16 protein-coding genes are annotated in these 12,270 nt (G+C 46.5%); 9 read left to right on the forward strand and 7 right to left on the reverse strand.

Translation table 11 applies throughout. The features are described from left to right. The first annotated feature begins 3 nt into the window (after positions 1 to 3). Both AB432_RS11205 and AB432_RS11210 read left to right on the forward strand, forming a co-directional pair. Complete coding sequence (locus AB432_RS11205; protein WP_048032342.1) at positions 4 to 456, forward strand: GNAT family N-acetyltransferase; 453 nt, start codon at positions 4 to 6, stop codon at positions 454 to 456. Between the two features lie 24 nt (positions 457 to 480). Further along, entirely contained in the window at positions 481 to 1,935 is a 1,455-nt protein-coding gene (locus AB432_RS11210) for a M1 family metallopeptidase (protein ID WP_235617663.1), read from the forward strand. Between the two features lie 87 nt (positions 1,936 to 2,022). Here the strand turns inward: AB432_RS11210 and AB432_RS11215 are convergent, their stop codons facing one another. From AB432_RS11215 to AB432_RS11225, 3 genes are all read right to left on the reverse strand, one after another. Then, entirely contained in the window at positions 2,023 to 2,427 is a 405-nt protein-coding gene (locus AB432_RS11215; RefSeq protein ID WP_012685826.1) for an SET domain-containing protein, read from the reverse strand. Positions 2,428 to 2,508: 81 nt separating this feature from the next. Beyond that, positions 2,509 to 3,156, reverse strand: coding sequence for a response regulator (locus tag AB432_RS11220; RefSeq protein ID WP_007724217.1), 648 nt, complete (start codon positions 3,154 to 3,156; stop codon positions 2,509 to 2,511). Next, complete coding sequence (locus AB432_RS11225) at positions 3,153 to 3,959, reverse strand: sensor histidine kinase (RefSeq protein ID WP_048032343.1); 807 nt, start codon at positions 3,957 to 3,959, stop codon at positions 3,153 to 3,155. The genes AB432_RS11220 and AB432_RS11225 overlap by 4 nt, the downstream gene beginning before the upstream one ends. Positions 3,960 to 4,067: 108 nt before the next feature. Here AB432_RS11225 and thiD point away from each other — a divergent pair, with 108 nt between their 5' ends. Continuing rightward, complete coding sequence (thiD, locus tag AB432_RS11230; RefSeq protein WP_048032344.1) at positions 4,068 to 4,862, forward strand: bifunctional hydroxymethylpyrimidine kinase/phosphomethylpyrimidine kinase; 795 nt, start codon at positions 4,068 to 4,070, stop codon at positions 4,860 to 4,862. Between the two features lie 62 nt (positions 4,863 to 4,924). Here thiD and AB432_RS11235 read toward each other — a convergent pair whose 3' ends face one another. Both AB432_RS11235 and AB432_RS11240 read right to left on the reverse strand, forming a co-directional pair. Further along, positions 4,925 to 6,259, reverse strand: a complete 1,335-nt coding sequence (locus tag AB432_RS11235; RefSeq protein WP_048035768.1) for a DUF4179 domain-containing protein — start codon at positions 6,257 to 6,259, stop codon at positions 4,925 to 4,927. 5 nt (positions 6,260 to 6,264) lie between these two features. Beyond that, the gene (locus AB432_RS11240) at positions 6,265 to 6,789 is read right to left on the reverse strand and encodes a sigma-70 family RNA polymerase sigma factor (protein ID WP_048032345.1); all 525 of its coding nucleotides are present in this window, start codon (positions 6,787 to 6,789) and stop codon (positions 6,265 to 6,267) included. Positions 6,790 to 6,917: 128 nt separating this feature from the next. Here AB432_RS11240 and AB432_RS11245 point away from each other — a divergent pair, with 128 nt between their 5' ends. The 4 genes from AB432_RS11245 to AB432_RS11260 all read left to right on the forward strand — a co-directional run bounded on the left by AB432_RS11245 (position 6,918) and on the right by AB432_RS11260 (position 9,821). Beyond that, the gene (locus tag AB432_RS11245; RefSeq protein WP_017247807.1) at positions 6,918 to 7,145 is read left to right on the forward strand and encodes a hypothetical protein; all 228 of its coding nucleotides are present in this window, start codon (positions 6,918 to 6,920) and stop codon (positions 7,143 to 7,145) included. A gap of 73 nt (positions 7,146 to 7,218) precedes the next feature. Further along, positions 7,219 to 8,292 carry a spore photoproduct lyase gene (gene splB / locus AB432_RS11250; RefSeq protein ID WP_048032346.1) on the forward strand — a complete coding sequence of 358 codons (1,074 nt, stop codon included), beginning with the start codon at positions 7,219 to 7,221 and terminating at the stop codon, positions 8,290 to 8,292. Positions 8,293 to 8,444: 152 nt separating this feature from the next. Next, positions 8,445 to 9,086 carry a deoxynucleoside kinase gene (locus AB432_RS11255; protein WP_048035769.1) on the forward strand — a complete coding sequence of 214 codons (642 nt, stop codon included), beginning with the start codon at positions 8,445 to 8,447 and terminating at the stop codon, positions 9,084 to 9,086. A 42-nt stretch (positions 9,087 to 9,128) separates the two neighbouring features. Then, complete coding sequence (locus AB432_RS11260; RefSeq protein ID WP_048032347.1) at positions 9,129 to 9,821, forward strand: deoxynucleoside kinase; 693 nt, start codon at positions 9,129 to 9,131, stop codon at positions 9,819 to 9,821. 69 nt (positions 9,822 to 9,890) lie between these two features. Here the strand turns inward: AB432_RS11260 and AB432_RS11265 are convergent, their stop codons facing one another. Together AB432_RS11265 and AB432_RS11270 are read right to left on the reverse strand one after the other, a co-directional pair. Continuing rightward, positions 9,891 to 10,481 (reverse strand): TetR/AcrR family transcriptional regulator, encoded by a 591-nt coding sequence (locus AB432_RS11265; protein WP_048032348.1) that lies wholly within the window; start codon positions 10,479 to 10,481, stop codon positions 9,891 to 9,893. 33 nt (positions 10,482 to 10,514) lie between these two features. After that, a complete protein-coding gene (locus AB432_RS11270) occupies positions 10,515 to 10,940 on the reverse strand; it encodes a VOC family protein (protein WP_048032349.1) in 426 nt (141 codons plus the stop codon). Between the two features lie 176 nt (positions 10,941 to 11,116). On the opposite strand from AB432_RS11270, the gene AB432_RS11275 reads away from it, so the two are divergent. Together AB432_RS11275 and AB432_RS11280 are read left to right on the forward strand one after the other, a co-directional pair. Continuing rightward, positions 11,117 to 11,854 carry a class I SAM-dependent methyltransferase gene (locus tag AB432_RS11275; RefSeq protein ID WP_048032350.1) on the forward strand — a complete coding sequence of 246 codons (738 nt, stop codon included), beginning with the start codon at positions 11,117 to 11,119 and terminating at the stop codon, positions 11,852 to 11,854. 76 nt (positions 11,855 to 11,930) lie between these two features. Further along, positions 11,931 to 12,215: a 4a-hydroxytetrahydrobiopterin dehydratase gene (locus AB432_RS11280; protein WP_048032351.1), complete on the forward strand. Its 285-nt coding sequence runs from the start codon at positions 11,931 to 11,933 to the stop codon at positions 12,213 to 12,215. Positions 12,216 to 12,270: the final 55 nt, after the last annotated feature.

The raw sequence follows: 12,270 nt of genomic DNA on the forward strand, positions 1-12,270 counted from the left end.
GAAATGATCGTGCGACTAGATTTACAGGATGAACAAACAGTACAAAAACTTTGGGGCATGCAGCAAAGAGCGTATCGTGTAGAGGCGGAGTTAATTGGAACGGAAGAGATTCCTCCTCTGCGAGAATCAGTAGAACAACTGAGGACATGTGAAGAAACGTTCTATGGCTTCATAGAGGAAGGCAAGCTGGCAGGGGCGGTTTCTTTTGTGATCGAGGGGGAAACGTTGGATATTCATCGGATGATTGTCGATCCTGTTCATTTTCGCAAAGGGATCGCGAGTCAATTGCTTGCCTCTGTCCACGAGCATGGTTGCAGCAAGATCGTCGTTGCGACGGGGTCCTTGAATGAACCGGCTGTTCGCTTGTATGAAAGACATGGATTTACCTTGACGGATCAAAAAGAAGTGAAGCCCGGTCTGCGGCTGTCTTTTTTCGAGAAAACGATTCAACGATAAGGCGAAAGGTTGGGAGGGCTGGAGTTGATATCGAATAGGAAGGATATCAAGTGGCAGCAGCGTTTGCTCAAGGTGACGGCAATGGCTTCCGCATTGACTTTGGTGCTCGGTGGATCTGGAAGTGGCTGGTGGATGCCAGAACGGGTAGGGGCACAGTCTCCTTCGGTGGGGAAGATAGAGGACTTCACAGCCAAGCCCGTAGCAGATGGCAGTAAAGGCACATACGACCTGAAGTTCGAGATGTCGCCAGAAGGAATGTTTACCGCTGAGGCCAAGATCACTGTTGAAAATCGTTCCAAGGACGAATGGGATCAGTTGGTCTTTTATTTCCTGCCCAATGCATTTACAAAAGAGAACAAACCCCCATTCTTCGAGGACGCAGCCGAAGTGAAGATTCGTGATGTCAAGCTAGATGATGTGAAAGCAAAGTATCAGCTAACCGGTGATACGCTTGCCATCCCACTTGCCGAAAAGCTTGCGCCACATGAGACTCGAGATGTAACCGTAACATATGAGTTTACTGTTCCTAGGAAAGGTTTGCGCTTTGATCGTACAGAAAATGGCTTCCATTTGGCGCAAGCCTATCCGATGCTCGCCTCCTACCAGGGGAAGGACGGATGGAATAAAAAGCCGTACTCGCTTCGAGGCGAATCGTATCATACGAGTCATGCGGATTTTTCTATTTCGTACCGCTTGCCGCAAGGGTATACCGTCATCAGCTCGTCTGATCAGGACAAGGCGTCGAATAGTCAGAGCGGTAAAATAAAAGTGAAAAATACGAAAGAAGTATTCATCGCAGTTGTAAAAGGAATGCAGAGTAAAAGCAAAAAGGTCAAAGGTGTCGAGCTTCGAGTATGGGGAAAGGACGCAGACAAGGAAGCGATGACAGCCGCTCTGCAAGCTGCCGAAAAATCGTTTGAACAATTCACGGATAAATTGGGTCCGTACCCGCATAAACAACTCGATATCCTTTTGGATGAAACTGCAAGTATGGAATACCCCGGAGTGGTGACTGTCGGACACACGGGGAGTGTGGACCCTGATTTGAGTCATACCGTGGTGCATGAGATTACCCATCAATGGTTTTATGGAGTGGTCTCGAATGATCCGTTCCATCACGCCTGGCTGGATGAAGGAATAACAGAATTGGCCACAACGCTCTATTTTTACGATGTGGAGAAAAAAGGGGACGCCAGCTTTTATTTTGCCGAGCAAGCGGATGCGACCAAATCGGTTTCCAACCTGCCGTTGGATGCGTTTGACAAGGGACCGATCACGGGTCCGGTGTACGGACAGCCAGTGAAAGAGTTATGGAAGCTGATTACAACCTACGGCGATGAGGCGGATGGCTGGGAGTTTTTGCATGACTATTATCAGACGTACGCCTACAAACAGGTGGATACGCCTGAGTTTATTCGTTTTGCCACGGCATATTTTCCAGTGAACGAACAGTACTTCGCCAAGTGGTTGCGTTTATAGTTGCCCCTCTACACAGAACAACCCGGATAACGGGCACTTATTCCAAGTGTCTGTTTCCGGGTTTTCATTCTTCCTTAAGACCTTCGCTTATTTGGTATCATCTGTTTCTTTCTGTTGGTCTTCATAAAACCAGAGAGGATCATCGCAATCCTCATCACCATTGTAGTTGATTAAGATTTCTTCACCCGCTTGAATGTCCGTATAAGCATAAAAATCAAACGTGTGGTTATCGAAGTTAATCTCATACGTGGCATTTGGCGTGTAGGAATGATTAAATAGCATGCCATAGCCTAACAAGAAGGCTGTGTGATTGGCACCGTACTCAAATGCATAATCCGCGAGTAAGGTTTTCTCGATATGCTCATGCTCTTCGTTCAAATAGGGCAGCACGGGTGCTTCATGAATCAGGTCGCCTTTTCGGATATCTTGCGTTGCAAATACACCTCTATTTAATTCTCCATTGCTTAGTTTGGAGGTCTTGACTTCGATCATGCGGATCACCTGCATTTCTTATGTCTGTGGAAAACGTATCTTACTAAGGATGACAGTTGATCGAGAAGAAAGCAATGTTTTTTATTTGATGACCAAATGATGGCGAACTGCATAAGCAGCGAGCTGGACGCGATTAGCCAATTGCAGCTTCTCGAGAATGTTTTTCAGGTGGTTTTTCACAGTGTTTTCTGCGATGATCAGCGCCTCACTTATTTCCCGATTCGTTTTTCCTGCTCCTACATACATGACAATCTCTCGCTCTCGCGGGGTCAGAACATCTGGTACCATTTCATCTGTCGCCTCTTCTTGACGGAAGCGGTACATGAGGCGGGTTGCCATTTCACGAGTCAACTCACTGTCCTCGCCGAGCAAGGCATGCAAGTAGTTAATCCAGTCATCAGGCTCTAAATTTTTCAGCAAGTAACCTTGGGCGCCGAACTGAATAGCCGTGATCAGGTCAGCAACGTCATCGGAGACACTGAGAATGACGACCTTGATGTGCGGGTATGCTTTTTTCACCTCACGGGTTGCTTCGAGTCCGCTCCATTTCGGCATGTTGATGTCCATGAGCACAAGGTCCGGTTGTATTTGTCCGCATAAGAGAAAAGCTTCCTCGCCATTTTGCGCTTCTCCGATGACTTCAAAAGAGGGATCAGGATCAAGCAGACTGCGAATCGCCATACGAGCCATCGGGTGATCGTCAGCGATCAATACACGGTAAGCGTTCATTGGATTTTTCCTCCTGAATGAGAAGATAAGCGGATGATTGTACCGCCTGCCGATCGTAACTGAACGTCAATGGTGGCGTTTAACTGGCGTGCTCGCTCGCGCATCATGGACAAACCGTATTTTTTCGTATCGGGAGAAGGGTTGGAAATCCCAATGCCGTCATCCTCAACAGCGAGAACCCAGCCAGTTGTTTCATCTGTCGTGAGGTGAATCCACGAATGCTTGGCCTGAGAATGCTTGCGAATGTTGGCAAAAGCTTCTTGGATGATCCCGAACAGTTGTACTTCTGCGGTGGGAGTAAAAAAGCCATCTTTGACATGCAATTCGCTAGCAACGTCGATTCCAGATAAAGCGCTCCATTGCGCCAGCCATTTCTCAAGGCGTTGATCCAGACTGCCTTCTTCTGGTAATGAGCGCAAGTTGAAAATGGCTTGGCGTACATGATTGTCGATGGCAGAAACAGCGACCCGCGCATCGTCCAATTGTCCCTGCTTCAGCTTTACGTTAAGGAAGAACAGAGACTGTGCAATCCCGTCGTGTAATTCGCGGGCAAGGCGTTCCCGTTCTTCATAAACAGCGCGACGAGCTTGTTCCTCGACAATTCGTGCATTCATTTGTTTAAGCGTGTGAAACATCCAGGTAGCGAATAAAAAAGAGAGAAAGAGCGTCAAGAGGGTAATGTACACATTCCCGGCTTCCATAGACATATAGGGCAGCAGAAAGTCGTGACGGATGAATTCAAACCCCCCGATGATGATGGTTGGTATCAAAAAGGTCAACCAATAAAAGATCCGATAGGACATGCAGATGCCTCCTTGCATGACTGTTGGCAAACATTCCTTTAGTATACCGAATGGGACGAGCGGATGGTATACTCAGGTGAGAAAAGGTGGAAAGCAGGAGGGAATGTCATGAGCACGATTGCGAAAGCATTGACGATAGCGGGTTCAGATAGCGGTGGGGGAGCTGGGATTCAGGCAGATCTGAAAACCTTTCATCAACTCGGTGTGTACGGAATGAGTGCGATCACAGCAATCACTGCACAAAATACATTGGGCGTAGCAGGCGTTTATCCGTTGCCGACAGAGGCGGTTGCCCAGCAAATGCATGAGGTGCTGCGTGATCTTGGCGCTGACGCGGCGAAAACGGGAATGCTGTTTAACGCTGATATCATTCGTGCTGTTGCAGAAGAGGTCAAAGCATTTGGCCTGAAAAAGCTGGTAGTAGACCCGGTGATGATTGCCAAGGGAGGGTCAAAACTACTGTTGGATGAGGCGATCGTTGCATTGAAAAAAGAGTTGTTGCCTCTCGCAGAAGTCGTCACACCCAACTTGCCGGAAGCAGAATGCTTGACTGGCATGAGAATCGAGACGACAGATGAGATGCGCGAAGGGGCAAAAGCGATACATGCGTTAGGCGCTCGCAATGTCCTGATGAAGGGTGGACATATGCAGGGGGACATTGTCGTGGACATTTTGTTCGATGGCAGGGCATTCCATGAATTGTCCCATGAGCGTATCCATACACGTCATACGCACGGCACAGGTTGTACATTCTCAGCGGCTCTTACAGCAGAGTTAGCCAAAAATACACCGCTCATCACTGCGGTTGAAAAAGCAAATCGTTTTATTTTCGAAGCAATTAAGACAGCTCCGCAATTGGGTGGCGGGCATGGGCCGACCAATCACTGGGCGGTTGTAGACTAAGGTTATCAAATGAAGAATGCCCCACAGCGATGCCGTACAAGCAATCGCTAATGGGGCATTTATTATTTGACTTCAATAGAAAAAGTACCTTGAAGTCGTTCAGGATAGCTGGACAGAGGAAAGGAATAGGAAGTAGGCGTACCTTTGTTTGTTTTTCGTTTGAATAGCATGGAATAGTTTTGAATGGATTCATCTTTCGTTGCAGATGAAGAGCTCCCTTGCACGTATTCATATTCATTTCCTAGGTCATCCGTCATGTTATACCCAAGAGAGATATGAGAGTGATTATCTTGAGGCGGCACCTTCAAAGAGAAGTCCATGCCTACCACATCATCGACTTGACGCAGCGCCGTTAGTTTCAGGCGATCATTCGGGACTTTTGTGAGTGTACCGGTCTTCGCATCAATCACGATTTGTAATTGATCTTTGTCCAAAGCACGGATGCCATCTGTTTTCAGGTAGAGCTTTTCGGGTTCCACAAAATAGATGCTTTCCAGATGGTATATCTTTCCGTTTTCTCCGTTGTCACGAACAGGAACGCCATTCCCCCAAAAAGCAAACGTTTGCCCTTTTTCATCCTCAAGTCTTAGCTTATCGAAGTCAAAGAGATGTTTTTTATTGGCTGGGTCAAATCGGATACTTACTTCTGTTTGTGTAGGAAAGACTGCAATTTGTTCAATCGTAAACCGCTGTCCGTCAACCGTGACTTCCTTCGTCACCGGATACACTTTTTTCTCAAAAGTCTTGTACTTGCTTTTGTCGACCACAAAGTCAATCGATAGGGGATTATCTTGTTTGATATGATCGATTTCCAACGTGACTTTCGCTGTCATGAAATCAGGTATTTCGGTAGCTTCGTTGATGATAATATCGATGCGGTTTCGGATCACAGGGTCTTCGCTGCCCATGCCGGACCAGGAAGCACCGTGCTCCCATTCCTTTCCTGACTGATCGAACAACTCGATTTTGTGAAGTGCTACTTCTTTATCGGGAAGATCATTCTTCAGTGTATAGAAGAGGAGCATCCGTTTTTCATCTGCCAATACCTGATCGATCGTAAAGGTGACACCGTCAAGTGAACCACTGGCGCCAATATTTTGGACAAGATTGTGTTCGGCTGCCTTTTGCAAGCCTTTGTCATCCCGAAGGAAATCCACGATCTTTTCCATTCCAGGAATCGAGCTGACATAAGCGGCAACAGCGGGTGAAAGGCGAACGGAAAAAATAAACACAAAAAGGAACAAACAAGCAACGAGACTAGTACCAACGCGTATCCATCGATTGCGTCTCCGATTTTGACGCAGCTCTTTTGCTTGCTCCATCCCTCTTCGAATGTATTGATCAATCTCAGCGGGAATCATGAATAGACTCGCATTCTTTTTTTCATTTTCACGCATAAAGCTCACCAGCCTTTCCCGAGATCTTTGCGGAGTGCACCCAAAGCCTTGTGTAGCCATGTTTTGATAGTACCTTCCGGATGACCGAGTACTTCTGCAATATCGCGTATCGTTCGATCTTCAAAATATTTCAAAATAATAATGTGGCGATAATTCGGACTGAGACGAGCGAGAGCCTCTTCGATTTGAATACGCTCGACATTTTGGTCGTCCATAGGAATACTTGCACGACTTTCGACGTCATCTTCCATGGGGTCCAAGATGATCCGTTTTCGGCGCTTTTGTTCATCCAGACAAATATGAATAAGGATGCGCGTCAGCCAAGTACGAAAATACGCAGGCTGTTTTAAGCGTGCCAGCTTGAGATAGGAACGGCACGTCGCTTCCTGAATAGCTTCCAATGCATCTGTCTCATTACGAAGAAAGGCGTAGGCGATTTTATACAGTTGTTCTTTATGAAGGCTGACGAGTTGAAAAAAGGCATCATCATCCCCATTTTTTGCGCGTGAAACGAGCTGTTCCAGATTCACTTTTTCCCCCTCCTATACCATTAGACGGCTCAGAGGCAAAAACGGTTTTCCTAAAATGTCAGCAACTCTCTTTTGTTTTGAACCAATCACCCGTCCATTGCTTACTGTAAAAGAAAGAAGTTGTAAGGATGGGGTGCAGGTGCATGTGGATCAAATGGGTTACGATTCATGAATCGTATGGCCTCCCGCGGATTGCTCAGGAATGTCGGCGTTATTTGGAAATGAAAGGAATTCGAGTCAGACTTTTGTCCAGACAGACCAAAAAAGCAGGACATGTCTATACACTGCAAGTACCGCTAGCTCAACAGGAACAAGCAAAGGCGCTGCTACGCGATTTTAAGAACACCTTGAAATGACGGGCACAGCCATACTTCCCCTTACGTCCAGTCGAATGGCACGGGCATACTAGGTGAAGGGGGGATGATGGCTATGGGAACGACCCTTTTGGAAAGATCGGAAAAGAAGGAGCAGAAAGGTAGCAAGCTGTTTGTTCCGGATTATATTTTCGTCGAGCCACATGCATTGAATTATCCACTTGGTCAAGAACTGTATCGGCGTTTTCAAAAGGAAGGTATTCCGATGCAGATGACGACCAGCCATAATCAGGTCCGAGGCATCCCTGGGGATACAGAAGTGGAGAAGTATCGCAATGCGAAGCGGACGTTGGTCATTGGTGTACGCAAAACATTGAAGTTCGAGACCTCCAAGCCTTCCGCAGAATATGCCATTCCATTGGCTACGGGATGTGCTGCCCACTGTCATTATTGCTATTTGAACACAAACATCGGGACAAAGCCGTACGTGCGGGTGTACGTTAATACAGACGAGATTCTTGCGCAAGCCGAGAAGTATATCCAAGAACGCCCGGGTGAGATTACGCGTTTTGAGGCAGCTTGTACATCCGATCCGGTTAGCATTGAGCATCTTACGGGCAATCTGAAACGAGCGATTGAGTTTATGGGCCAGCAGGAGTTTGGGCGGTTGCGCTTCGTGACCAAGTTTCACCACGTGGATTCCTTGCTGGATGCCAAGCACAACAAGCATACCCGATTTCGCTTCAGCATGAATGCTGACTATGTCATCAAAAATTTCGAACCAGGCACCTCCAGCTTTCATCAGCGACTGGAGGCAGCAGGGAAGGTAGCGAAAGCTGGTTATCCGCTTGGCTTTATTTTAGCGCCTTTGTATTGGTTTGACGGATGGGAAGCGGGGTATACCGATTTGCTGGAAAGGCTACGTTCGCAGTTGGTTCCCGAAGCGATGGAGGATTTGACGTTCGAGCTGATCCAACATCGTTTTACCAAGATTGCGAAAAACTTGATCCTCCAGCGCTATCCGAAAACAAAGCTGGAGATGAAGGAAGAAGAGCGCAAGTACAAATGGGGCAAATACGGGAAAGGGAAGTATGTCTATCCCGATATCCAAGCAAAGGCTTTGCAGGCCCATTTGGAAAGTGAAATTGCCCGACTGTTTCCTCAGGCTCGTGTTGAATATTTTACGTAAGAACCAGACTGCTCTTTCTGAAGAGCAGTTTTTTAATAAAAGACAAGTACCAAACGATACCAAACGACACGATGCGAATGTTTTCGACAAACGCTTACATACGTGCTAGAATATGGGGTGCTCTCATTTTCTTGAAAGGAATCGAAGCATACATGAAGTCCATATTGATTACCGTTGAGGGACCTATTGGTATTGGGAAAACCTCTTTATCGCGGGAACTAAGCCGTGCATGCAACTTGCAACTACTGGAAGAGATCGTCTACGAAAACCCGTTCCTGGGTAAATTTTATGAAAATATTGCCGAATGGAGCTTTCAACTCGAGATGTTTTTCCTCTGCAATCGTTACAAGCAGTTGCAGGATATTCATTCAAAGTTCCTGAATCAAGGTATTTCCGTTGTTTCTGATTACAATATTTTCAAAAATACGATTTTTGCCAAACGGACGTTACAAGGAGATAACCTGCCAAAGTACCTCAAAATTTATGATATCCTAACAGAGGATTTGCCTCAGGCCCATTTGGTGATCTACATGACAGCTTCGATTGAGACCGTGATGAAGCGGATTGCGATGCGCGATCGCGAAATGGAGCGCAGCATGGATGTCACCTATATGGAGAACCTGATTGCTGATTACAACGAGTTTATGGAAGCATTTGAAAAACATCATCCGGATACGCCTGTCATCAAATTCGATTGTGACGATTTGGATTTCGTACATAGACCAGAAGATTTGAAGGTTGTACTGGATCGGATTGCACCACGGATTCAAGAGTTGATGGGACAAGAAGGTTAGGGAACAAAGGAAAAGTAAGCATGGGGATAAGGAGTTGCGTACATGTCTAGGTTTCAAAACAGCACGCTTCGTGAAAAATACGGGATACCGAACAACGCAGTGATTACGATCGGGGGGACGGTAGGGGTAGGAAAATCCACCTTTACACATGCCTTGGCAGATCAGCTCGGATTTCGTGTGTCGGTAGAAAAGGTTGACAATAACCCGTATTTGGGCCGTTACTATAACGATTTATCGCGTTGGGGCTTCCATTTGCAAATTTTCTTTTTGGCAGAACGCTTTAAGGAACAAAAACGGATGTTTGATTATGGTGGCGGTTTTGTCCAAGATCGCTCCATCTATGAGGATACCGGGATTTTTGCCCGTATGCTGTACGAGCAAGGCAACATGACAGAAGAAGATTACCGCACTTATACAGAACTTTTTGAAGCGATGGTCATGACACCTTACTTCCCGCATCCAGATATTTTGATCTATTTAGAGGGAAGCTTCGATGATATTATTGGCCGCGTAAAAGAGCGCGGGCGCCCAATGGAGCAACAAACGCCGGTGGATTACTGGCAGGATTTGTTTGGCCGCTATGATAGCTGGATTGCCTCCTTTACCTCCTGTCCAATTTTGCGGGTCAATATCAACGAATACGATGTTGTGGATGACCCATCTTCGGTAGAGAGCATTATTGCTCGGGCTGCTGAAAAAATTCGGCTTGGACGAGCTACCCGCTTTTCATCATAAAAACCCTTTACAATAACAGAGCACCCCTGCATTTTGCCGATAAGAGGCTAAAGCAGGGGTGCTTTGCTTTTATTTGGTGCGATATCCTTCCAAGAGAAGGGTCATTGCTGCTGAAATGTCCTTAAGGGACTTCTCATGATCAGGCGTCTCCGAAATCCAGAGCACCGCTTCATTCATCGCACCAGACAGCAAATGTGTCAGAGCATCGATCGAAACGGGACGTAGGTACCCTTGCTCCTGCATCGTTTGAAGCTGCTCCCTGAGATGGCGCATGGAGTTTTCCTCGTCCATTCGACGCCACGTTTCCCACCCGATGACAGATGGGCCATCGATAAGCAAAATCCGCTTGTTTCGATGTTCGACAGCCGAGGAGACAAAGGCCAAGCAACCCAAGATCAATTGTTGCCAAGGATCCTCACTTTTCGCAGCTTCTGCTTCTACGCGGGCTCCGATTTCTTGTTGGACAGAAGCCAGTACTGCCTCAAATAATCCTTCTTTGCTCCCAAAGTTATGGTACAGTGCGCCACGGGTCACCCCGGCTTGTTTCACAATGTCTTCCATGGCGGCATCCGCGTAGCCTTGCTTAGAGAACATCTCTCTTGCCACTTCGATCAGTTTTTGCATCGTCTGCTGTTTTTGCTCTGCTTTGGACAACTTCATACTGTAAGGTCTCCTTACTTATTTCATGCCAGATTATACAGGGTCAACATAACTTTCAGCAAATACTTCAGAAGGCGGGATTACTTTTATGATATCAAGTAAAATGCCGTTCGGATCGGATGTAATAAAATGCCGCTGACCGAATTCCTCGTCTCTAATGTCGAGATGGAGAGGAAGACCTGCTTTTACAATAAGTCTCTCGTATTCAGTGTCAACATCATCGACTTCGAAATTAAGGATAAGACCACCAGCTACTGGCTTTCGGAAACCCTGTGGAATCGTGTTGTGTGAAGGATCTAAGATGGCTAGCTCAAATGACGGGGTGCTGCTCTGATTTTGCAGGCTCACATACCAGTCTGCTTCGAAAATAATTTCAAATCCAAAGTGCTCTCGATAAAACTTCGCGCTAGCCTCCATTTGTTCTGTCAAGATGACAGGATAAAAGCTGTTCACTTTCATTATGGATCTCTCCCTCACGATTGGATGAGGTTAATTTTACATACATACAGTATGTATGTAAAGTCTTTTCTATATTTTTCAACAAAGCTTTCGTACACTTTGCCGCATGCAAATCGGCAACGGATAAACCCCGCTGTGGTATAATAAGAACATCTTGGAATTAAAGGGGCTCAGACATGGCAGAAGAATGGTTTGAACGCAGCTTTCGCGAAGATTATGTGCTTGTGTATCGTCATAGGGACGATTCGGCAGCAGATGGAGAGATCGCTAATCTGTTGGAAAGATTGCCGGTAAAGGACACAGGACGCGTACTTGATCTTTGCTGCGGGAGCGGGCGTCATTCGCGTGCGCTGGCTCGCCGGGGCTATGAAGTAGTTGGTGTGGATTTGTCGCCTGTTCTCTTACAGTTGGCTGAGGAACAAAACACCTATCCACAGCTAAGTTTTGCCCGCTGTGACATGCGCGACATTCCGTTTCACGATGAATTTGATATCGTGGTGAATTTGTTTACCAGCTTTGGTTATTTCTCCACAGATGAAGAAAATGCTAACGTTATTCGTAACATGGCACAAGCACTCAAAACAAAAGGTGAAGTAGTCATCGATTTCTTAAATGCAGCGTACGTTATCGATAATCTCGTGCCGCACTCTACAAAGGAAGTCAGTGGGATGTTGATTAAAGAAGAACGCTGGATTCAGGATGGATTTGTGAAAAAGCGGATACTGATTTCCGATGAATCGTCGAATGAACCGCGTGAGTATATGGAACAGGTTCGTTTGTTTTCTGCCCAGCAAATGATCTCGATGCTTACAGAGGCGGGATTCGAAAAAATTCAAGTATTTGGAAATTACCAATTTGAAGAATATGTGGCACATGAATCACCACGTATGATTTTTTATGCCGTGAAGCAATAGGGTGCGGATAACCTGTACGTCTCGTGAATATGATGGTGTAACAACCATTCATCGGGTAAAAGGGGGCATTGCTAAAATGAGCAAGCTGTCTTTGGAACAGGTCAAATTGTATCTGAGCAAGGTACCTGGCTGGAAGCTGGTAGAAGACCGAATGGCGCTATCACGCACGTACCACTGTCGTGACTTTTCCACTGCGGTCAGTTTCGTCAACCGAGTGGCAGAAATGCTTGAGCATGACAATCAGCACGTGGAAATTCATTTGGCAGGTGGAACGGTCACGTTTACGTTAGCCACCCGCGAGGCAAAAGGTTTAACCGGCAAAGATTTTGCGTTAGCCCAGACCATTAGCAAAGTAAGCTAACTGGCAGTAGAGAAATAACCGCTTCCCACATCGAAGCGGTATTTCTTTTTGGCTT

Origin of the sequence: Brevibacillus brevis, assembly GCF_001039275.2 — a bacterium.
GTDB classification, from domain to species: domain Bacteria; phylum Bacillota; class Bacilli; order Brevibacillales; family Brevibacillaceae; genus Brevibacillus; species Brevibacillus brevis_C.